This window comes from Streptomyces sedi, from assembly GCF_006335015.1.
GTDB lineage: Bacteria > Actinomycetota > Actinomycetes > Streptomycetales > Streptomycetaceae > Streptomyces > Streptomyces sedi.
Genome location: NZ_VDGT01000020.1, coordinates 36,621 through 57,847 on the forward strand (window position 1 = coordinate 36,621; position 21,227 = coordinate 57,847).

The 21,227-nt window shown below is 73.7% G+C and carries 17 protein-coding genes; 12 read left to right on the forward strand and 5 right to left on the reverse strand.

The window, feature by feature from the left end:
- The first annotated feature begins 43 nt into the window (after positions 1-43).
- Complete coding sequence (ligD, locus tag FH715_RS22485; protein WP_139648211.1) at positions 44-1,063, forward strand: non-homologous end-joining DNA ligase; 1,020 nt, start codon at positions 44-46, stop codon at positions 1,061-1,063.
- A gap of 10 nt (positions 1,064-1,073) precedes the next feature.
- Here ligD and FH715_RS22490 read toward each other — a convergent pair whose 3' ends face one another.
- The 3 genes from FH715_RS22490 to FH715_RS22500 form a co-directional block, all read right to left on the reverse strand.
- A complete protein-coding gene (locus tag FH715_RS22490) occupies positions 1,074-1,889 on the reverse strand; it encodes an SAM-dependent methyltransferase (protein WP_139648213.1) in 816 nt (271 codons plus the stop codon).
- Between the two features lie 129 nt (positions 1,890-2,018).
- Positions 2,019-2,999 carry a hydroxyacid dehydrogenase gene (locus FH715_RS22495; protein WP_139648347.1) on the reverse strand — a complete coding sequence of 327 codons (981 nt, stop codon included), beginning with the start codon at positions 2,997-2,999 and terminating at the stop codon, positions 2,019-2,021.
- Between the two features lie 723 nt (positions 3,000-3,722).
- Positions 3,723-4,883 (reverse strand): 8-amino-7-oxononanoate synthase, encoded by a 1,161-nt coding sequence (locus FH715_RS22500; RefSeq protein WP_246108896.1) that lies wholly within the window; start codon positions 4,881-4,883, stop codon positions 3,723-3,725.
- A gap of 167 nt (positions 4,884-5,050) precedes the next feature.
- Between FH715_RS22500 and bioB the strand changes: the two genes are divergently transcribed.
- The 4 genes from bioB to FH715_RS22520 are packed head-to-tail and all read left to right on the forward strand — an operon-like array spanning position 5,051 to position 9,175.
- Positions 5,051-6,112 (forward strand): biotin synthase BioB, encoded by a 1,062-nt coding sequence (gene bioB, locus FH715_RS22505; protein ID WP_139648215.1) that lies wholly within the window; start codon positions 5,051-5,053, stop codon positions 6,110-6,112.
- Positions 6,113-6,123: 11 nt separating this feature from the next.
- On the forward strand, positions 6,124-7,440 hold the full coding sequence (locus tag FH715_RS22510) for an adenosylmethionine--8-amino-7-oxononanoate transaminase (protein WP_246108897.1): 1,317 nt from the start codon (positions 6,124-6,126) through the stop codon (positions 7,438-7,440).
- Between the two features lie 5 nt (positions 7,441-7,445).
- Entirely contained in the window at positions 7,446-8,186 is a 741-nt protein-coding gene (gene bioD, locus FH715_RS22515) for a dethiobiotin synthase (RefSeq protein WP_246108898.1), read from the forward strand.
- On the forward strand, positions 8,186-9,175 hold the full coding sequence (locus FH715_RS22520) for a phosphotransferase (RefSeq protein ID WP_139648217.1): 990 nt from the start codon (positions 8,186-8,188) through the stop codon (positions 9,173-9,175). Before bioD ends, FH715_RS22520 begins: the two co-directional genes overlap by 1 nt.
- Before the next feature lie 85 nt (positions 9,176-9,260).
- Here the strand turns inward: FH715_RS22520 and FH715_RS22525 are convergent, their stop codons facing one another.
- A complete protein-coding gene (locus tag FH715_RS22525; protein ID WP_139648219.1) occupies positions 9,261-10,235 on the reverse strand; it encodes an extracellular catalytic domain type 1 short-chain-length polyhydroxyalkanoate depolymerase in 975 nt (324 codons plus the stop codon).
- 27 nt (positions 10,236-10,262) lie between these two features.
- Between FH715_RS22525 and FH715_RS22530 the strand changes: the two genes are divergently transcribed.
- Positions 10,263-11,396, forward strand: a complete 1,134-nt coding sequence (locus FH715_RS22530) for a PucR family transcriptional regulator (RefSeq protein ID WP_139648221.1) — start codon at positions 10,263-10,265, stop codon at positions 11,394-11,396.
- A gap of 7 nt (positions 11,397-11,403) precedes the next feature.
- On the opposite strand, the gene FH715_RS22535 is transcribed toward FH715_RS22530, so the two are convergent.
- Entirely contained in the window at positions 11,404-12,351 is a 948-nt protein-coding gene (locus FH715_RS22535) for an alpha/beta hydrolase (RefSeq protein ID WP_139648224.1), read from the reverse strand.
- A gap of 535 nt (positions 12,352-12,886) precedes the next feature.
- Here FH715_RS22535 and FH715_RS22540 point away from each other — a divergent pair.
- The 6 genes from FH715_RS22540 (at position 12,887) to yicI (ending at position 20,824) form a co-directional block, all read left to right on the forward strand.
- Entirely contained in the window at positions 12,887-13,903 is a 1,017-nt protein-coding gene (locus tag FH715_RS22540) for a LacI family DNA-binding transcriptional regulator (protein ID WP_139648226.1), read from the forward strand.
- 83 nt (positions 13,904-13,986) lie between these two features.
- Positions 13,987-15,225 (forward strand): sugar ABC transporter substrate-binding protein, encoded by a 1,239-nt coding sequence (locus tag FH715_RS22545; protein ID WP_139648228.1) that lies wholly within the window; start codon positions 13,987-13,989, stop codon positions 15,223-15,225.
- The gene (locus FH715_RS22550) at positions 15,222-16,145 is read left to right on the forward strand and encodes a carbohydrate ABC transporter permease (protein WP_139648230.1); all 924 of its coding nucleotides are present in this window, start codon (positions 15,222-15,224) and stop codon (positions 16,143-16,145) included. Before FH715_RS22545 ends, FH715_RS22550 begins: the two co-directional genes overlap by 4 nt.
- 7 nt (positions 16,146-16,152) lie before the next feature.
- Positions 16,153-16,980 (forward strand): carbohydrate ABC transporter permease, encoded by an 828-nt coding sequence (locus FH715_RS22555; protein WP_139648232.1) that lies wholly within the window; start codon positions 16,153-16,155, stop codon positions 16,978-16,980.
- Between the two features lie 103 nt (positions 16,981-17,083).
- A complete protein-coding gene (locus FH715_RS22560) occupies positions 17,084-18,517 on the forward strand; it encodes a GH1 family beta-glucosidase (protein ID WP_139648234.1) in 1,434 nt (477 codons plus the stop codon).
- Positions 18,518-18,544: 27 nt separating this feature from the next.
- Positions 18,545-20,824 (forward strand): alpha-xylosidase, encoded by a 2,280-nt coding sequence (yicI, locus tag FH715_RS22565; protein ID WP_139648236.1) that lies wholly within the window; start codon positions 18,545-18,547, stop codon positions 20,822-20,824.
- The last annotated feature ends 403 nt before the right edge of the window (positions 20,825-21,227 follow it).

Sequence of the window (21,227 nt, forward strand, 5' to 3'; positions counted from 1 at the left end):
GCCCGGACTGCGCGTCGGGGCCCCGGCCCCTACCGTGGGAGGCATGGCTGAGGCGACGGAGGTCACGGTCGGCGGACGCGCGGTGCGCGTGTCGAACCCGAACAAGGTGTACTTCCCCGAGCGCGGCTTCACCAAGCTGGACGTGGTGGAGTACTACCGCTCCGTCGCCGAGGGAGCCCTGCGCGCGCTGCGGGACCGGCCCACCACGCTCCAGCGCTTCCCCGACGGGGTGAACGGGGAGTCGTTCTTCCAGAAGCGCGCCCCCCGCAACCTTCCCGACTGGATCCCCACCGGCCGCATCTCGTTCCCCAGCGGCCGGCACGCCGACGAGATCGCGCCGAGCGAGCCGGCCGCCGTGGTGTGGGCGGCCAACCTGGGCTGTCTGACCTTCCACCCCTGGCCGGTGCGCCGGAACGACACCGAGCACCCGGACGAGCTGCGGATCGACCTCGACCCCCAGCCCGGCACCGACTACGCGGACGCCGCCCGGGTCGCCCTGGAACTGCGGGAGCTGCTGGACGAGTTGGGGCTGACCGGCTGGCCGAAGACCTCCGGCGGGCGGGGCATCCACGTTTTCGTGCCGATCGTTCCCGAGTGGTCGTTCCCCCAGGTGCGCCGGGCGGCGATCGCGCTGGGCCGGGAGCTGGAGCGGCGCACGCCGAAGCGGGTCACCACCGCGTGGTGGAAGGAGGAACGCGGCGAGCGGATCTTCGTCGACTACAACCAGATGGCCAGGGACCGCACCATCGCCAGCGCCTACTCGGTCAGGCCGCGCCGCGAGGCCACGGTCTCGGCGCCGCTGACCTGGGACGAGGTCCCCCACGCCCGGCCCGAGGACTTCGACCTCGTCTCCATGCCGGGGCGGTTCGAGGAGATCGGCGACCTCCACGCGGGGATGGCCGACCACCCGTGCCGGCTGGAGCGGGTGCTGGAGCTGGCCGAACGGGACGAGCACGACCACGGCCTGGGCGACCTGCCCTACCCGCCGGACCACCCCAAGGCCGAGGGCGAACCCACCCGCGTCCAGCCGAGCCGCGCCCGCGGCAAGCCGCGGGGCTCCTGACCGGTTCGCCTCACGGCTTGCGCGCGACCCCGCCGGCCTGGCCGATGTCCTGCGGCCCCTGGCCCGCCGCGGGGTCGGGCCGCCAGCGCGGCACCGGGACCACGCCGGGCTCCACCAGTTCCAGGCCGTCGAAGTAGCCCCGGATCTCGTCCATGGTTCGCAGCCGGTAGGGAACGGCCCCCGAGGCGTTGTACTCGGCCTGGGCCGCGCAGTAGGTCGGATCGGTGTCGGTGCCCTCGTTGATCGACACGTGGCTGCCGGGCGCGAGCGGGGCCGTCAGCCGGCGCACGAGCGCACAGGCCTCCTCGTGGGTGGCCACATGGCCGAGGATGCCGCTGAGGATGAGCCCGACCGGCTCGCCGAGGTCGAGGTGCTCGGCGGCGGCCTCCACGATGCGCTCGGGATCGTGGAGGTCGGCCTCCAGATAGGCGGTGTGCCCCTCGGGCGTCGAGGTCAGCAGCGCGTTGGCGTGCAACAGGATCAACGGGTCGTTGTCGACATAGGCGATCCTGGCCTCGGGGTTGACCCGCTGGGCGACCTGGTGCGTGTTGTCGACCGTGGGCAGCCCGGTGCCGACGTCGAGGAACTGCGCGACCTCCGCGTCGCGGACCATGTACCGGATGGAACGGACCAGAAACTGCCGGGAGCCGCGGGCGACGTCCACGATCCCGGGGAACGCCTCCCGGTACTGGTCGCCGGCGATCCGGTCGACCTCGTAGTTGTCGCCGCCGCCCAGCCAGTAGTTCCAGATCCGCGCCGAGTGCGGCACGGAGGTGTCGATCTTGGAAACCGGCACGGGCCGGGGGGTCGAGCCGTCGTCGGTCACGGGCGCTTCTCCCTGTGGTGCGGCGGATCTGCCACGCCCCAACGTAACCCTCGGGGCGGGCCGACCGGGCCAGGCTCACCACACCGGTGAACACCCGGACCGGCCGACCCTCCGCGCGACGGCGCCGGTTCAGGCGATGCGGCCCAGCTCCTCGGCGTGCACCGGATGGGCCAGCGGTTCACCGGCCACGTGGTGGGCCAGCTCCTCCAGCACCACGTCGGCGAGCCGGTGCAGTTCGGTGCCCTGGGCGCCGGCCAGGTGCGGGGTGAGCCAGACGTTCTCCAGCGACCACAGCGGCGAGTCGGCGGCCGGCGGCTCCGGCTCGGTCACGTCGAGCACGGCGGTGAGCCGGCCGCTGACCAGCTCCGGCTCCAGCGCCGCGTGATCGATCAGCGCGCCGCGCGCGGTGTTGAGCAGCACCGCGCCGTCCCGCATCAGGGCCAGCCGCGAGGCGTCCAGCATGTGGCGGGTCTCGGCGATGGACGGCGCGTGCAGGCTGACGATGTCGCTGGTGGCCAGCAACTCGTCGAGCGGCAGCGCAACAGCGCCCAACGCGGCGGCGTCCTCCGGGGCCAGATAGGGATCGGCGATGACCACCTCCAGGTCGAAGGGGCGCAGCGCCTCCGCGACCAGCCGGCCGATGCGGGAGGCACCCACCAGGCCGACGCGGCGCCCGTGGTTGCCGACCGCCGGGAACCGACGCAGCAGGTCGACGCGGCGGCGCTCCTCACGGAACGTGCTCATGGCGGCCGGCACGCCCTTGAGGGTCAGCAGGATCATCGCCAGCGTGTACTCGGCGACGGGCTGGGCGTTGGCCTGCGCGGCGGTGGAGACCTTCACGCCGCGGTCCCAACAGGCCGGCGACAGGTGCCCCTTGACCGTGCCCGCCGAGTGCAGCACGGCACGCAGTCCGGGGGCGGCGGCCAGCGCCTCCTCGTCGACGGCGGGGCTGCCCCAGCCGGTGATCAGCACCTCGATCTCGGCGAGCCGCGCCCGGGCGGCCGGCGAGGTGAACTCGGTGAGCACCCGGCCGTCCCCCAGGTCGGCCAGCTCCCGCAGTCGGGACCACTGGGACGGGGTGAAGAGGCGGTCCGGGAGATCGGGGATCATGGCAAGGGCGACCTGCGGCAGTCGGGACTGCACTAGCTCCTCCGGAGGTGGGGCTGCTGTTGCGGGGCGGAGGTAAGCGATTACCGAGCCCCGTGCATGGTATGCGAAGCCCCCGCGGGGGCGGTTGCCCGCGAACGACCACGGTCCGGGACACACCCGTGCGTCGTCGACCGCACCCCGGTGGGCGGTTGCCCGCGAACGACCACGGTCCGGGGCACACCCGTGCGTCGTCGACCGCACACGCGCGGGCGGTTGCCCGCGAACGACCACGGTCCGGGACACACCCGTGCGTCGTCGACCGCACCCCGGTGGGCGGTTGCCCGCGCAGTTCCCCGCGCCCCTTCTCGGCCGGTGGGCGGCTTGGGGACGCGAGAAACCGCGCGAACACCGAGTGACGGGCCACGAACGACCACCGCACAGGACCGGCCAGGTCACTCGTCGACCACGCCCCGGTGGGCGGTTACTCGCGCAGTTCCCCGCGCCCCTTCTCGGCCGGTGGGCGGCTTGGGGACGCGAGAAACCGCGCGAACACCGAGTGACGAGCCACAAACGACCACCGCACCGGACCGGCCAGGTCGCTCGTCGACCGCACCCCGGTGGGCGGTTACCCGCGCAGTTCCCCGCGCCCCTTCTCGGCCGGTGGGCGGCTTGGGGGCGCGGGGAACTGCGCGAATGCTTCGTGGCGGGGTGAGGGCGACCGCGCAACGGCCAGGCCCAGGACCGTCAGGGCCGCGTCGCGGTCACCGTGGTCACCGCGTGGTCGAGTTGGGTCGGGGTGAGGTCGGCGCGGGCGGTGAGGCGGAGGCGGGAGACGCCGTCGGGGACGGACGGCGGGCGGAAGCAGCCGACCCGCAGGCCACGTTCCCGGCAGTCCTCGGCCCAGGCGACGGCGGTCTCCGGCGAGGGGGCGCGGACGGAGAGCACGGCGGCGTCCGGAGCCCGGGCGGTCAGCCCGGCCGCGGTGAGCCGGTCGTGCAGGGTCCGGGTGGCGGCAAGGGCGCGCGCGGCCATGGCGGGCTCGGCGCGCAGCAGCCGCAGCGCGGCCAGGGCCGCGGCGACGGCGGGCGGGGCGAGACCGGTGTCGAAGATCATGGTCCGCGCGGTCTCCACCAGCTGCCGGATCACGCGGGCCGGCCCCAGCACCGCGCCGCCCTGGCTGCCGAGCGCCTTGGAGAGGGTCACGGTCGCCACCACGTCCGGCGCGCCGGCGAGTCCGGCGCCGGCGACGGCGCCCCGCCCGCCGGGCCCGACGACGCCCAGCCCGTGTGCGTCGTCGACCAGCAGCGCCGCCCCGTGGGCGCGGCAGGCCTCGGCCCACGCGGCCAGCGGTGCCGCGTCGCCGTCGACCGAGAACACCCCGTCGGTCACGCCCCACGCCGGCCCCTCGTGGCCGGCGAGCGCGTCGGCGACGGCCTCGGGCGCGGCGTGCGGCACCACGGTGGTGGCGGCGCGTGCGAGCCGGCAGCCGTCGATCAGCGAGGCGTGGTTGCCCGCGTCCGAGACCAGCAGGGTGCCGGCGGGGGCGAGCGCGGTGAGGGCCGCCAGGTTGGCCGCGTAGCCGGAGGAGAAGACCAGCGCGGCCTCGAAGCCGCAGAAGGCGGCGAGTTCCGCCTCCAGCAGGGCGTGTGCCTCGGTGGTCCCGGTGACCAGCCGGGAGCCGGTGGCGCCGGCGCCCCAGCGGCGGGCCGCCTCGGCCGCCGCGGCGGTCACCTCGGGGTGGCGGGTCAGGCCGAGGTAGTCGTTGCCGGCCAGGTCCAGGTCGCGCGCGTCGGCGGGGCGGGGGCGCAGCCGACGGGTGAGTCCGGCCTTGGCGCGCCGCTTCGCGGCCTCGTCGAGCCAGTCCAGCACCCGTTCCGGGCGCTCCGGGCGCCGGGGCGCGGTCACGCTCGGTGCCGTTCGCGTCGTTCGCGTTGTTGAGTCCACATAACTCCGCTCCACGTTAGTGTCCCGGTCGGGTCGCGCAACATGGAGAGATGGACAGACGGGGGCCAAGTCCTCTTGTGGGGTTCCGCCTTGGACCTGGGGCTTCGGGTGCGCGAGGATCGAGAGCCATGGACCTCTTGGACCGGCTGGTGGACAAGGGGCTGCGCGGCGCGCGGCCCACCCGCGAGGAGGCGCTGGCCGTGTTGGCCACCTCCGACGACGAGCTGCTGGACGTGGTGGCCGCCGCCGGCCGGGTGCGCCGACACTGGTTCGGCCGGCGGGTGAAGCTCAACTACCTGGTGAACCTCAAGTCCGGTCGCTGCCCCGAGGACTGTTTCTACTGCTCGCAGCGGCTGGGGTCGAAGGCCGAGGTGCTGAAGTACACCTGGCTGCGCCCCGAGGAGGCGGCCGAGGCGGCCGGCGCCGGGGTGGCGGGCGGGGCCAAGCGGGTCTGTCTGGTCGCCAGCGGGCGGGGGCCGACCGACCGGGACGTGGACCGGGTGTCGCGGACCATCGAGGCGGTGCGGGACAAGCACCCCGAGGTGGAGGTCTGCGCCTGCCTGGGGCTGCTCTCCGACGGGCAGGCGACGCGCCTGCGCGAGGCGGGGGCGGACGCCTACAACCACAACCTCAACACCTCCGAGGCCACCTACGGCGACATCTGCACCACCCACGGGTACGAGGACCGGGTGGCCACGGTCGAGGAGGCCAGGTCGGCGGGGCTTTCGGCGTGCTCCGGGCTGATCGCGGGAATGGGCGAGGGCGACGGGGACCTGGTGGATGTGGTCTTCGCGCTGCGCGACCTGGACCCGGACTCGGTGCCGGTCAACTTCCTGATGCCGTTCGACGGCACGCCGTTGGAGGGAACGTGGGAGCTGACGCCGGCGCGGGCGCTGCGCATCCTGGCGATGGTGCGGTTCGTCTGCCCGGACGTGGAGGTGCGGCTGGCCGGCGGGCGGGAGACGCATCTGCGGTCGCTCCAGCCGCTGGCGCTGCACGTCGCGAACTCGATCTTCCTCGGCGACTACCTGACCAGTGAGGGGCAGGCCGGCCAGGAGGATCTGGCCATGATCGCGGACGCCGGGTTCGAGGTGGAGGGCGCGGAGACCGACACGTTGCCCGACCACCGCGAAGGGCTGGTGACGGTGCGTCAACGCGGCGCCGGCACGGACCTTCCGCCCAACGCCTGAGAGGAGCCGCTTTGTTGACGCCGGGTCACCTGGTGCGGAGCCCCGCCGATCTGCTGGCGCTGGACCGGGAGCACGTGTGGCATCCCTACGGGCCGATGCCGGCCGCCAGCAGTCCGCTGCTGGTCGAGTCGGCGCGCGGGGTGCGGCTGCGGCTGGCCGAACCCGTCTTCGGGCAGCGGGAGTTGGTCGACGGCATGGCGTCCTGGTGGTCGGCGGTGCACGGGTACCGGCATCCGGTGCTCGACGCGGCGGCCGGTGAGCAGCTGGGGCGGATGAGCCATGTGATGTTCGGCGGGCTGACCCATCGGCCGGCCGTCGAACTCGCCACCAGGCTGGCGGAGGTGACGCCCGGTCAGTTGCGTCATGTCTTTCTGGCCGACTCGGGTTCGGTGGCCGTCGAGGTGGCGCTCAAGATGTGCCTCCAGCACTGGGTCTCGCTCGGGCAGCCGGCGAAGCGGCGGGTGTTGACCTGGCGCGGCGGCTACCACGGCGACACCTGGCACGCCATGTCGGTGTGCGACCCCGAGGGCGGGATGCACCGGCTGTGGTCGGGGGCGCTGCCCCGGCAGGTCTTCGCGGACGCGCCGCCGCCCGGCTTCGACGCCTCCGCCGACGCGGCCTATGTCGAGCGGCTGCGGGCGCTGGTCGCCGAGCACGCGGCGGAGTTGGCGGCCGTGGTGGTGGAGCCCGTGGTGCAGGGCGCGGGCGGGATGACGTTCCACTCCCCCGCCTATCTGCGGGCGCTGCGCGAGATCTGCGACGAGCACGACGTGCTGCTGGTCTTCGACGAGATCGCCACCGGTTTCGGCCGCACCGGGCGGCTGTTCGCGGCGGAGCACGCGGGGGTGGTGCCCGATGTGCTGTGTCTGGGCAAGGCGTTGACGGGCGGCTATCTGACGTTGGCGGCGACGTTGTGCACGCCCCGGGTGGCCGAGGGCATCTCCCGCGGGGAGGTGCCGGTGCTCGCCCACGGCCCGACCTACATGGGCAACCCGCTGGCCTGCGCCGTCGCGCTGGCCTCGGTCGATCTGCTGCTGGCCGGCGACTGGGCGGGCGACGTGGCGAGGATCGAGGGCGGGCTGCGGGAGGGGCTCGCCCCGGCGGCCGAGCTGCCGGGGGTGCGCGAGGTGCGGGTGCTGGGCGCGATAGGCGTGGTGCGGCTGGACCACGGGGTCGACATGGCCGCCGCCACGGAGGCGGCGGTGCGCGCGGGGGTGTGGCTGCGGCCGTTCCGCGACCTCATCTACACGATGCCGCCCTATGTGACGGAGGACGCCGACGTGGCCCGGATCTGCGCCGCCGCGGTGGCCGCCGCGCGGGCCGGGTGAGCGCGGTGGCGACACGGCGTGAACGGCCCTCGCCCGGCCGGGTGTTGGTGGTCAGCGGCACCGGGACCGAGGTGGGCAAGACGGTGGTGACGGCGGCCGTGGCGGCGGTCGCGCTGGCCGGGGGGCAGCGGGTCGCGGTGCTCAAGCCGGCGCAGACCGGGCTGGCGCCCGATGAGCCCGGCGACGCGGCCGAGGTGGCGCGGCTCGCCGGCCCGTTGACCGCGCGGGAGCTGGCGCGCTTCCCCGAGCCGTTGGCCCCGGCGACGGCCGCCGCCAGGTGCGGGCTGCCGCCGGTGGGGCCGGCGGAGGTGGCCAAGGCCGCCGAGGAGCTGGCGTGGGAGCACGATCTGGTGCTGGTCGAGGGCGCCGGCGGGCTGCTGGTCAGGTTCGACGAGACGGGCGCCACGCTGGCCGAGGCGGCGGAGCTGCTGGAAGCGCCGGTGCTGGTGGTGGCGGCGGCCGGTCTCGGCACGCTCAACGTGACGGCGTTGACCGCCGAGGCGCTGGCCGCCAGGGGCCTCGCGTTGGCCGGGGTGGTCATCGGCAGTTGGCCGGCCGCGCCCGACCTCGCCGCGCGGTGCAACGTGGCCGACCTGCCGGCGGTGGCCGGCGGCCCGCTGCTCGGCGCGGTCCCGGCCGGCGCCGGGGCGCTGCCGCCCGCCGCCTTCCGCCGGCGCGCCGCCGACTGGCTGGCCCCGGCGTTAAACGGTCGCTGGCGGGCGGCCTCGCTGACTACCGTGCCCTGATGCACGAGCCACCACCCGAACTGGACCCGTCCGCCCTGGCCGCCCTGCTGCGGGAGCGCTGGGGTCTGACGCCGGCCTCCCTGGAGCACTCCCCCGTCGGCTTCGGCGGCTACCACTGGACCGCCGCGGAGGAGGGCGGCCGGCGGTGGTTCGTCACCGCCTGGGACCTCGACGCCGGACAGGCCCGGCTGCCGACGCTGACGGCGGCCCTGGACGCGACGGCCGTCCTGGCGGGCGGGATCGACGGCGTCGTGGGGCCGGTGCCCGACCGCGAGGGGGCGACGACGCGCACGCTGGGCACGCGCTACGCGGTGGCCGTCTTCCCCTGGGCGACGGGCACGGGCGGTGCCCACGGCCAGGAGTACTCGCCTGAGCGGCGCCGGGCGCTGCTGGGCCTGCTGGCCTCGGTGCACGGCTCGTCCCGGCTCGTTCCCGACGCCCCGCGCCTCGCCCCCGAGCTGGGCCAACGCGCCGTGCTGGAGCGGGCGTTGGACGAGCTGTCGACGCCCTGGACGGGCGGGCCCTACGCCGAGCCGGCGCGCGCGGCGCTGAGGGAGCGTCAGCCGGACGCGGTGCGCGCGACGTTGGACCTCTTCGACGCGCTGCTCGCCCGGACGCGCGCGGAGGGCGTGCCGTCGGTGCTCACCCACGGAGAGCCGCACCCGGGCAACGTGCTGTGGAGCGAGGGGCGTCCGGCGCTGATCGACTGGGACACCGTCGGGCTCGCCCCGGCCGAACGCGACCTGTGGCAGGTCACGGAGGACCCCGCCGAACTGGCCGCCTACACCGGGGCCGGCGGCGGCCCGGTCTCCCCCACCGCGCTGCGGCTCTACCGGCTGCGCTGGGACCTGGACGAGATCACGCTCTATCTGGGCCAGTTCCGCGCCCCGCACGGCGGGGGCCGGGACAGCGCGGTGGCGTTCGACGGGCTCGTCGAGTCCCTGGACCGGGCGTTGGCGGAGCGGGAACGCGGCGGACCGGGGACCTGACCACGGCCCGGGCCGGCGGGGGCCGGGCCGTGGTCGGTGTCCCGTGCGCGACGTCCCGCCGGCTGACCCGGCCCCCGCCGTTCCGTCAGGAGGCGCGGGTCGACGCGTCGAGCCCGAAGAAGCGGATCGTCTCGGCGGCCATCCCGGACCGCGGCAGGTCGTGGCCGGCGCCGGCGAGGCTGATCGCCTCCACCGGCGCGCGCTCACCGGCGTCGCCGTAGCGGGTCCTGGTCCAGTTCGGCTGCGGGCTGTCGGTGAGCGCCGGCGTCTGGCCGACGCCCAGCACGTCGGTCCACTGCTTGACCTCCTCGGCGAGGTTGTTGTGGTGGAGTATCGCGTCCTCCGTGCCGTGCCACAGCTGCATCCTGGGGCGTTCCCCCGCGTATCCCGGGTAGGCGGCGCGCGCGAGGTCGCCCCACTCCGCCGGGCCGCGGCTGATCTGTCCGTTGGCGCACTGGCTGTTCCACTCCGAGCCGTCGGTGGTCGCGAAGCAGCCGAACGGCACGCCCATGTACGCGGCGCCCGCCCGGAACACGTCCGGGTAGTTGCCGAGCAGCACGTTGGTCATCATGGCGCCGGACGAGGCGCCGGCGACGAACACCCGCTCGCTGTCCGCGCCGTGATGGTTCGTCACATAGTCGACCATGGAGCGGATACCGACGGGGTCGCTGCCGCCTCCCCTGGTCAGGGCCTGCGGCGAGGAGACGTCGAAGCACTGCCCCGAGCGGGTCGCGGACGGGTAGACGACGAGGAAGCCGTGGCGGTCGGCGAGCGAGGCGAACTCGGTGCCGGAGTGGAACGCGGGCCCCGAGCCCGTGCAGTAGTGCACGGCCACCAACACCGCGGGGTTCTCCGGGGCGTTGTCCGGAACGTAGAGGTGCATCCGCAGCCCGCTCGGGTTCTCCCCGAAGTCCGCGATCTCGGTCAGCTCGGCCGCCCGCGCCGGTGGCGCGACGACCAACAGCGTTGCCAGCAGCGGGAGTACGGCCGTCAGCAGCGCCCGCGCGACGGAGCGCCGCCGACGGGTTCCGGTGGGGGGTGACGCGACTCTGGTGAACATGTTTCCGCCCTTTCTAGACTGCGGATCGTGAAGGGTCTGTTACAGCGGTTGAACGTGCTCGACGCCGACGCGGCAGCGGCCGTTCGGGTCATCGCCCACTACCAGGCGCTGTTGAACGCCGGTCCGGTCGATCCGACGGCGCTGACGCGCGCGACGGCGGGGCTGCTGGGCTGCCCGGCCGGGATGGAGCTGGCCGACGGCGGGCGACTGCGGTTCGGTCCCGACGGCCGGGAGCTGCCGGGGGCGGCCGGCCGGGCCTCGGGCCAGGTGAAGCTGTCCCCCACCGGGCGCGTCTGGCTTGAACGGGCAGAGGGTGCGGGCCCGTTGGACGCCCTCGCGCTGGAGTGGATGGCCCTCGCCGCCCGGGTCGGAGGCCCGGCCGGGACCGTCGCGCCGCCGAGTGCGGCCGACCCGACGCTGGTGGAACGGGTGCTCTCGGCTGGGGAGAGCGCGCGGGAACGGGCCGACGCCGTACGCCTGTTGGGGTTGCGGCCCGAGGTTCCGCTGCGGGTGCTGGCCGTGGCGGCGGGGCCGGAAGACGACCCCGGGGTCGTGGCGGTGACGCTGCTGGCCCGCTGCGGCCTGGCGACGTCGGCGCGGGTGGCCGCGGTGGGGCCGTTGGCCGCCGCGTTCGTGCAGCCGGGGGCGTCGGACGGCGGGGAGTCACCGGCCGCCGCGGTGCGGGCGGCCCTGACCGGGCGCGGCGGGGAGCGGGCCGTGCGCTGCGGCGTGGGTGGTACGGCGTCGCCGGCCACGGCCGCCGTCTCCTGGGCGCAGGCCACCACGGCGCTGCGCTTCACCGACACCGACGATCCCGACGAACAGGTCGCGGACCACGCGGCGTTGGGCCCGTTGGCACTGTTGGCCGAGGTGCCGCGGGAGCGGCTGCGCGCCGAGCCCGGGGTGCGGGCGCTGGCCGCGCTCGCCGAACGGGAGGGCGGCCGACCGGTGTTGGCGGCGCTCTCCGCGTACTGCCGCACCGGTTCGCTGCGCCGCGCCGCGGCCTCCCTCCATCTGCACCACAGCTCGGTGGCCGACCGGCTGTCGACGGTCGAGGAGGCCCTGGGCTGGCGGCTGCACCGGCCCGAGGGGCTGCTCACCGCGCAACTCGCCCTGTATGCCCGGCGCTTGTCCGAGCGCGAGAACCCCGCACCGGAGTGAGGCCCCGTCATGCCGCGAGTCCCGCGCGGAGCGCGGCCAAGGCGTCCGCCTGGATACGCCGGGCCACCCCCGAGTGGGTGACCGCGGCGCACCCGTGGAACGTCCCCGGGTAGAGCCGCGCCTCGGTCGGCACCCCGGCCGCGCGCAGCCCCTCGGCGAACGCCAACGCCTCGTCGCGCAGCGGGTCGAACTCCATGACCGCCACGAACGTCGGCGGCAGCCCCGCGAGTCGGCGGGCACGCGCGGGCGCCGCGTACGCCGGCACCCGCGCGCCGCCGCGCACGCCGGGCCCCAGATACGCCTCCCAACTCAGGCGCGCGTTACGGCGGTTCCACACCGGCGTGTCGGTGAAGACCCGCGCGCTCCCGGTGGCGAGCCGGTCGTCGAGCGCGGGGCTGTGCAGGTGGAGATGGCGCGGCAGCCGGCCGCCGAGATCGCGCAGGAGCAGCGCGGCCCCGGCCGCCAGCCCCGCCCCCGCGCTGTCCCCCCACAGCGCGATCCGTCCCGGGTCGACGCCCAGCGCGCCGGCGTGCTCCCCCAGCCAGCGCAGCCCGGCACACACGTCGTCCAGCGGCGCCGGATAGGGATGCTCGGGCGCCAGCCGGTAGTCGACGACGGCCACCACCGCCGGCAGCTCCCGCGCGAGCCGGACGTTCCACTCGTGGTCCACGTCGGGCGAGCCGAGGACGAAGCCCCCGCCGTGCACGCCGTACACGGCGGGCAGCGGACCCCGTCGCCCCTCGGGCCGGTAGACGCGCAACGGCACCTTCGGGTCGCCCGGCGCACGGCCGGGGACCAGGACCTCCCGCACCTCGACCCCGCGGGTGTCGACGGTCGCCGTCGCCACCGCCAGCTCGGCCGCCTGCGCGGCCCGGGCCGCGGCCAGGTCCGTGAGGTCGACCTCCGCCAACAGCGGTACCACGGCGGCCAGTTCGGGATCGAAGCGATAGTCCACGCGGCCCGCACCTCCGCTCTCGACGGCGGCGCCGTGCCGCACGCGGGAAACATCCCACGCCGGGCCGCCGCCGGAAAGCAGACACCCGTCGGGAAAACCGCGCCCGGGGCCCGACAAACGTGCGCGCCGCAGCTCGGAGGGGCGGCGACGGAACGAGGCGGGGCCCGCCGGCCGCCGCTCATCGAAACGGCCCGCCGGAAGTTCTCGGACACCTACCGGAAGTCTTGACGCGCTCACCCCCCGTCCCTACGTTCACCGCGTTCGCACCGCCGCCGAGCCGAGGGGAGGACGCGGCGCCGCCCCCGAGAGCCGGCCGGGCCGGCTCCGCGTGGGACGGAGGGCACCCGCGCCCCACGGCCCCCTCCAGGCGGCCGGACCGGCCCGGTTCGCCTTCGGAGATCCGATCCCTCCGATCCCTTGTGCGAAGCCCGACGGATGTCTACGATTCCGGACGAACCCCAGTCGAATCGATTCGACTGGCTTCGACCCGCATCGATCGCGACGTCGCGATCCAGCCGTTCGAGAGGGGCGCCCCATGGTGACCATCAAGGACGTCGCCCGGCACGCCGGGGTGGCTCCCAGCACGGTCTCCTACGTGCTCAGCGGCTCCCGCAAGATCTCCGACGAGACCCGTGCCGCCGTCCGCGCCGCCATCGACGAGCTGGGCTACCACCCGCGCGCCTCGGCCCGCACGCTGCGGCGCGCGCGCAGCGAGGTGCTGGTGCTGGCGGTACCCCGTGAGCCGGGGAAGTACCGGGCGGTCGACGGCAGGTTCGCGATCGACATCGGCGACACCGCCCGGGACCTCGGCTACGACCTGCTGTTGATGACCGACCCCGACGGGGTGCGCGGACTGACCCGGGTGGCCCGCAGCGGGCTGGCGGACGGCGCCGTGCTGATGGCCGTGCGCGAGAGCGACCCGCGCGTCGCCGCGCTGCGGAAGCACGGCTTCCCGGCAGCGCTGGTCGGGCACGGCGACGAGAGCGAAACGGACTCCCCTCCCTGGGTCGACCTGGACTGGGCCGCGGCGGCCGGCCTCGCGGTGCGGGAGGCGGTGGCGGCCGGCCACCGGCGGATCGCCTACTGGGCCTCGGCCGACCACGAGTTCGCCGCCCGGAACGGCTACGCGCTGCGCGGTCTGGCCGGCGCGGAGACCGCCGCGCGGACGTCCGGCGCCGCGTTGGTGGTGCGGCGATCGACCGTCGACCCGACGGCGCTGCGGGCGCGGCTGGCCGAGGTGCTCACCGCGCGCCCCCGCCCGACCGCGCTGCTGGTCCAGCATCTGATCCCGCTGCCCCTGCTGCTGGACGAGATCGCCGCGCTGGGGCTGCGGGTGCCGGACGACCTGGCGGTGGTGCTGGTCGGCAGCCTGCCGGACGAGCCGGCGCCCCGGCTGCTGCCGCGCATCGAACTGCCGGTGGGGCGGATGGCCGAGGCCGCGGTGCGGCTGGTGGTCAGCGCCGTCGAGGGCGGTGAACGGGCGGCCGGTGACCACGAGTTGATCGCCCCCCGGATGGCCGAGGGGCCGCCGGTCGCGGCACCGGGCGGGTGAGGTGACCCCCCACGAACCCCCACGAAGGGGCGCGCCGGGAACGACGCGCCCGAGGAGCGAACGGACCTGCGAACGAGAGACTGATGTCAGCTAGCAACGGAAGGACCCGCCGTTCGGCGGCGGCCGTCGGCCTGACGGCGGCCACACTCGCGGTCGGGCTCACCGGCTGCGCCGCCGAGCCCGACCCGGACACGGTGACGGTGCTCAACTCGGCGACGGACACGGCCGAACACGAGGCGAACCAGGACTTCTTCGACCGCTGCGCCGAGCCCCTGGGGCTGCGGGTGGAGCAGATCAGCGTGCCCGCCGACCAGGTGGCGTCCAAGGCGCTGCGGATGGCGTCGTCCGACTCGCTCACCGACATCCTGGAGCTGGACGGCTCCGAGCTGCCGCAGTTCGCGGAGACGGACGGCCTGCGGCCGATCGGTGAGGTCGGCGTGGAGACCGAGGGGCTCTCGGACAGCTCGATCTCGTTGGGCTCCTTCGAGGACACCCAGTACGGGGTGGCGCGCTCGGTGAACTCCCTGGCGTTGATCTACAACACCGAGCTGCTGGCCGAGGCCGGCCTCGAACCACCCACGACCTGGGACGAACTCCGCTCGGCGGCGGCGGAGTTGACAGGGGGCGACACCTACGGGATGGCGTTCAGCGCCAGTCCGGACGCGGACGGTGTCTACCAGTTCCTGCCGTTCTTCTGGTCAGCGGGCGGCGACGAGTCGCGGCTGGCCGAGGGCGGGGGCGGCGCGTCCGCGCTGGCGCTCTGGAAGGAACTGGTCGACTCGGGCTCGACCTCGCGCTCGGTGGTCAACTGGAACCAGCAGGATGTCAACGACCAGTTCGTCTCGGGCCGCGCGGCGATGATGATCAACGGTCCCTGGCAGGTGCCGGTGCTGGACGCGCAGGACGACGTGGACTGGGCGGTGGCCTCGATACCGGTGCCCGAGGAGGGCGTCGACCCGCTGCCGCCGATCGGCGGCACCGTGATGACCGTGCCGAAGAACGACGACCGGGAGCGGGAGCGCAACGCGGGCCGGGTGCTCGACTGCCTCAACTCGCGGGAGAACCAGTTGGCCTGGGGCGAGCGCGTGAACAACGTGCCGACCAGGGCCGAGGCCGCCGCGACCTATCGGGAGCAGAACCCGAAGCTGGCGCCGTTCGCCGACCTGGTGGAGACCGCGCGCTCGCGCACGGCGGTGGTCGGCACCCGGTGGCCGGTGGTCGGCGACGCGCTGGCCGGTGCCTTCCAGTCGGTACTGACCGGACGCTCCTCCCCCGAGGACGCGCTGCGGAACGCCCAGCGGCAGGCGGGTGAGGACGGATGAGCCGGACGACCGAGCGGAGCCGGGCGCGAAGCCCGCGCGTGCGGGCGCTGTACCGCTGGCTGTTCGTGCTGCCGGCCCTGCTCTACATGCTGGCGTTCTTCGGCTATCCGCTGGTGCGGAACGTGCTGATGAGCTTCCAGGAGTTCACCCCGCGCACGTACTTCACCGGTGAGGCACCCTTCAACGGACTGGAGAACTGGCGGGCGGTCTTCGACGACCCGCTGTTGAAGGACGCGTTCTGGCAGACGATGGTCTTCACCGTCGGCTCGCTGGTCGGCCAGTTCACCCTCGGCATGGCGCTGGCGGTCTTCTTCTCGCGGCGGTTCCGGCTCTCCGGGCCGGTCCGGGCCGTCCTTCTGCTGCCGTGGCTGGTCCCGATGGTGGTCTCCGCAGTGGTCTGGCGACGGATCATGGACGAGGACCACGGGGTGCTCAACAGCTTCCTGGAGACGGTGGGGCTGAGCTCCGACGGGGTGCCGTGGCTGTCCAGTCCGAGCGTCGCGCTGCTCTCGGTGATCCTGGTCAACGTCTGGATCGGCATCCCGTTCAACATGGTGATCCTGTACGGCGGACTTCAGGAGATCCCCGAGGAGCTGTACGAGGCAGCCGCGCTGGACGGCGCCGGGCCGTGGCGGACGTTCTGGCGGATCACGCTGCCGATGCTGCGCCCGGTGGTCACGGTGGTGCTGGTTCTGGGCTTCATGTCCACCGTGAAGATCCTGGACCTGGTGCTGGCGCTGACCGGCGGCGGCCCGGCCGACTCGACCCAGACCCTGGGCACGCTCACCTACCAACTCTCCTTCCTGCGCCTGGACTTCGGCCAGGGCGCCGTGGTGGGCAACATTCTGATCGTGATCAGCGCGGTCTTCGCCGTGCTCTATCTGCGCGCCAACCGGGCCGACCAGGGCTCGGGGAGGTGAGGTGACGATGCGACAGCGGACAAGCCGTTCCCCGGTGGCCCGTTGGGGCAGCACGGTGGTGGCGCTGCTGGTACTGGCCGTGATGCTCTTCCCGGTGTACTGGATGGTCTCGACGGCCCTCCAGCCGCACTCCTCGATCGCCTCGGCCGACCTGATCCCGACCTCGCCGAGCCTGGACAACTTCCGCACCGCACTGGACAGTCAGGGTGGTTCACTGGTCACCAGTCTGGTGGTGGCCCTGGGCGCCGTGGTGGTCTGTCTGGCACTGGCTGCGCCCGCGGCCTACGGGCTGGCCCAGTTCGGTCTGCGCGGCGGGCGTTCGATCGTCTTCGGCACGCTGATCACGCAGATGGTGCCGGGGATCGTGGTGGCCAACGCGCTCTACAGCGCCTACGCCGAGCTGGGACTGGTCAACTCCTATCTCGGGCTGATCCTGGCGGACGCCTCGCTGGGGCTGCCGTTCGCGATCGTGCTGCTGCGGGCGTTCATGGTCTCCATCCCCTCGGAGGTGGTGGAGGCCGCGATGGTGGACGGCGCCAACCGGTTCACCGCGTTCGTGCGGATCGTGCTCCCGATGAGCCGGAACGCGCTGATCACCTCGGGGCTCTTCGCCTTCCTCTTCGCGTGGGCGGACTTCGTCTTCGCGCTGACCCTCAACACGACGGACGACGTCCGGCCGGTCACGCTCGGGCTCTACCAGTTCATCGGGGCCCATGTGAGCGACTGGGGAGCGGTGATGGCCACCGCCGTGCTGTCCGCCATCCCGGCGGCGATCCTGCTGGTCGTCGCGCAGAAGTACATCGCCGCCGGGATCGCCGGCGGCTCCATCAAGTAGACGGGGCCCTCCGGGGCCGACCAGCCCACCGGGGCGGGCGTTCGCGGCCCGTCCCGGTGGAACCACGAGTGGAACCACGATCCTGACGAGGGCCGAGAGCACTATGAGCAAGACTGGTTCATCCGATTCCTTCCCCACCGACGGCTTCCCCGAGTTTCCCGCCGACTTCGCCTTCGGCGCGGCCACGGCGAGCTACCAGGTCGAGGGCGCCCACGACGTAGGCGGGCGCGGCCCGTCGATCTGGGACACGTACTGCCGCACCCCCGGCAAGGTCGCCGGCGGCGCGACCGGCGACGTGGCCTGCGACCACTACCACCGCTACCGGGAGGACGTGGCGCTGCTGCGCGACCTGGGCGTGGACGACTACCGCTTCTCCGTCGCCTGGCCGCGGGTGCAGCCCACGGGCTCGGGTCCGGCCAACGCGGAGGGGCTGGCGTTCTACGACAGGCTCGTCGACGAGCTGCTGGAGGCGGGGGTGCGCCCTGCGGCCACCCTTTACCACTGGGACCTGCCGCAGGCGCTGGAGGATCTCGGCGGCTGGCGGGTGCGGGACACCGCGGAGCGGTTCGCCGAGTACACGGCGCTGGTCGCCGACCGGCTGGGTGACCGGGTCACCCGCTGGATCACCCTCAACGAGCCGTTCTGCGCCGCGTTCGTCGGCTACGCGATCGGCCGGCACGCCCCGGGCGCCAAGGAGGGCAGGGGCGCGCTGGCGGCGGCCCACCACCTGCTGGTCGGTCACGGTCTCGCGGTGCGGGCGCTGCGCGCGGCCGGCGAGAGCGAGGTGGGGATCACCCTCAACCCCGACCGGCTGCTGCCGGCGACCGACTCGGCGGCCGACCTGGCCGCCGTGTGCCGGGCCGACACCCTGCACAACGCGGTCTGGTTCGACCCGATCCTCGCCGGGCGCTACCCGGAGAACGAGCGGGAGACCTGGGGCGAGTTGGCCGACGGCTCCTACCGGCGGGAGGGCGATCTCGAACTGATAGGCGCCCCGCTGGACTTCGTCGGCGTCAACTACTACCGCCCGATCACCATCGCCGACGCCCCGCGCCGCGAGGCCGACCCCGCGCTGCGGACGGCGGTCGACATCGGCGTCCAGGAGAGCTGGCGGGACGACGTCCGGCACACCACCATGGGCTGGCCCGTGGTGCCCGAGGCGTTCACCGAGCTTCTGGTGGACCTCCACCGGCGGTATCCGAACCTGCCGCCGCTGTACATCACCGAGAACGGCTCGGCCGAGGCGGACACCGTCGCCGAGGACGGGCAGGTGCACGACGCCGACCGGGTCGCCTATCTGCGGGACCACCTGGCGGCGCTGGCCGAGGCGGTGCGCGCGGGCGTGGACGTCCGCGGCTACTACGTCTGGTCGCTACTGGACAACTTCGAGTGGGCGTTCGGCTACGACAAGCGCTTCGGCATCGTGCGGGTGGACTACGACACCCAGACCCGCCTGCCCAAGGACAGCTACCGCTGGTACCAATCCATGATCGGTCACCACCGGCAGCGGCACGACCGGCCCTCGACGGCCGACTGACGACAGGAATAGGGAGAACCGAGCACCGTGAAGTTCACCGACGGCTACTGGCTGATGAGAGAAGGGGTGGCGGCCTCGTTCGCCACCTGGGTCGCCGACGCCCGGGTGGAGAGCGACCGGCTCACCCTGTGGGGCGCCACCGACCGGCGCAGGGGGCGTGGCGCGACGTTGAACAGCCCCCTGATGACGGTGGAGTGCTTCTCCCCCGCCGAGGGGGTGATCGGCGTGCGCTCCACCCACCACGGCGGGCTGCGCGACCGGGGTCCGCACTTCGGTCTGACCCCCGAGGAGGGCCACGAGGCGAAGACCCGCGCCGACGGCTCCACGCTGGAGTTGACCAGTGGTCCACTGTCCCTGCGGGTGGACACCGAGGAGCCGTGGCGGCTCGACTTCCTGGCCGAGGGGCGCGTGCTCACCTCGGCCGGCAAGCGTGGCACCGGCTTCGCGACCTCGGAGGGCAAGCACCACAGCCTGACGCAACTATCCCTCGGCGTAGGCGAGTTGGTCTACGGCCTCGGCGAGCGCTTCACGCCGTTCGTCAAGAACGGCCAGACGGTCGACGTCTGGCAGGCCGACGGCGGCACGGCGAGCGAGCAGGCTTACAAGAACGTCCCCTTCTACCTGACCAATCGCGGCTACGGCGTCTTCGTCAACCACCCGGGGCAGGTCTCCTACGAGATCGCCTCGGAAGCCGTCGGCAAGGTGCAGTTCAGCGTCGAGGACCAGTCGGTCGAGTACTACGTGGTCTACGGTCCGACGCCGAAGGAGATCCTGGAGCGCTACACCGCGCTGACCGGGCGGCCCGCGCTGCCGCCCGCGTGGTCGTTCGGACTGTGGCTGTCCACCTCCTTTACCACCGACTACGACGAGCAGACGGTCAACAGCTTCGTGAACGGCATGGCCGAGCGCGAGATCCCGCTGAGCGTCTTCCACTTCGACTGCTTCTGGATGCGGGCTTACCAGTGGTGCGACTTCACCTGGGACCCCGCGGTCTTCCCCGACCCGGAGGGGATGCTGACCCGGCTGAAGGAACGCGGGCTGCGGGTCACGGTGTGGATCAACCCCTACATCGGGCAGAAGTCCCCGCTCTTCGAGGAGGGCAAGCGCCTGGGTCATCTGGTCCACACCGCCGAGGGCGACGTCTGGCAGTGGGACATGTGGCAGGCCGGCATGGCACTGGTGGACTTCAGCAGTCCGGAGGCCAGGGAGTGGTACGCGGAGAAGCTGCGGGCGCTGCTGCGGCAGGGCGTGGACGGCTTCAAGACGGACTTCGGCGAGCGGGTGCCGACGGACGTGGTCTGGGCCGACGGCTCCGACCCGGCGCGGATGCACAACTACTACGCGCAGCTGTACAACGAGACGGTCTTCCAGGTGCTGAAGGAGGAGCGCGGCGAGGGCGAGGCCGTGGTCTTCGCCCGCTCCGCCACCACCGGCGGGCAGCAGTTCCCCGTCCACTGGGGCGGTGACTGCGAGTCCACCTTCGAGGCGATGGCCGAGTCGCTGCGCGGCGGCCTCTCCCTCGGTCTCGGCGGCTTCGGCTTCTGGAGCCACGACATCGGCGGCTTCGAGGGCGTCCCGACCCCCGCGGTCTTCAAGCGGTGGGTGCAGTTCGGCCTGCTCTCCTCGCACAGCCGGCTGCACGGCTCCTACTCCTACCGCGTGCCGTGGGAGTACGACGAGGAGGCGGTCGACGTCACCCGGGACTTCACCCGGCTCAAGAACCGGCTCGCGCCCTACCTGCTGCGCGCCGCCGAGCAGGCCGGGGAGCGGGGCACGCCGATGATGCGTGCCATGCTGCTGGAGTTCCCCGACGACCCGTCCGCCCACACCCTGGACCGCCAGTACATGCTCGGCGAGAACCTGCTGGTCGCGCCCGTCTTCAGCGAGGACGGCGAGGTCGAGTACTACGTTCCGGAGGGCGACTGGACCCACCTGCTGACCGGTGAACGGGTCTCCGGGCCCGGCTGGCGGCGGGAGCGGTACGGCTTCGACAGCCTGCCGCTGCTGGCCAGGCCCGGGTCGGTCATCCCGTTCGGGGCGCACGACGACGGCCCCGAGTACGACTGGGCCGACGCGGTGACCCTCCGGGTGCACGCGCCCAAGGACGGTACCGAGGTTGTCACCCGGGTGCCGGCGCCGGGGGACAACGAGCCGGCCGTCTTCCGCACGGTGCGCGACGGCGCGACGCTGACCGTGACGGCGGAGGGTGCGCGTGGCCGTTGGTCGGTCGTGCTGGCCGGCCCCGACGGGTACGCCGAGCCGGTGACGGTCGCGGCGGGCGCCAACGCGGTCACCTTGCCGGTGTAGCGGACGGCCTCGCCGGCCAGGCCACGGACGACCACCCGCCTGGCCGGCGCGGACCGTAGTCGCCAAGCCGCCCACCGGGCGAGAAGGGGCGCGGGGAACTGCGCGAGCAACCACGCACCGGGCTCACGCCGACAACCCACCCAGACCGGCAAGGTCAGTAGTCGACCAACCCCCGCCACAAATGCACCGCGCAGTTCCCCGCGCCCCCAGACAGGCCGCCATCTGCCGAACGCCAGCCCGCACCCGACCCGACCACGCCCACCACACCAGGGGCGCGGGGAACTGCGCGAGCAACCACACACCGGGCTGCGGACGACAACCCACCCACCCACGAAGCTCCATAGTCGACCAACCCCCGCCACCCAGCATTCGCGCAGTTCCCCGCGCCCCCAAACAAGCCGCC

What these genes read in the sequence shown, in the direction of transcription:
- ligD (WP_139648211.1), top strand. Translation starts at nt 44, where the DNA reads ATGGCTGAGGCGACGGAGGTCACGGTCGGCGGACGCGCGGTGCGCGTG.
- FH715_RS22495 (WP_139648347.1), bottom strand. Translation starts at nt 2,999, where the DNA reads ATGATCCCCGATCTCCCGGACCGCCTCTTCACCCCGTCCCAGTGGTCC.
- bioB (WP_139648215.1), top strand. Translation starts at nt 5,051, where the DNA reads ATGGACCTCTTGGACCGGCTGGTGGACAAGGGGCTGCGCGGCGCGCGG.
- FH715_RS22520 (WP_139648217.1), top strand. Translation starts at nt 8,186, where the DNA reads ATGCACGAGCCACCACCCGAACTGGACCCGTCCGCCCTGGCCGCCCTG.
- FH715_RS22525 (WP_139648219.1), bottom strand. Translation starts at nt 10,235, where the DNA reads ATGTTCACCAGAGTCGCGTCACCCCCCACCGGAACCCGTCGGCGGCGC.
- FH715_RS22540 (WP_139648226.1), top strand. Translation starts at nt 12,887, where the DNA reads ATGGTGACCATCAAGGACGTCGCCCGGCACGCCGGGGTGGCTCCCAGC.
- FH715_RS22545 (WP_139648228.1), top strand. Translation starts at nt 13,987, where the DNA reads ATGTCAGCTAGCAACGGAAGGACCCGCCGTTCGGCGGCGGCCGTCGGC.
- FH715_RS22550 (WP_139648230.1), top strand. Translation starts at nt 15,222, where the DNA reads ATGAGCCGGACGACCGAGCGGAGCCGGGCGCGAAGCCCGCGCGTGCGG.
- FH715_RS22555 (WP_139648232.1), top strand. Translation starts at nt 16,153, where the DNA reads ATGCGACAGCGGACAAGCCGTTCCCCGGTGGCCCGTTGGGGCAGCACG.
- FH715_RS22560 (WP_139648234.1), top strand. Translation starts at nt 17,084, where the DNA reads ATGAGCAAGACTGGTTCATCCGATTCCTTCCCCACCGACGGCTTCCCC.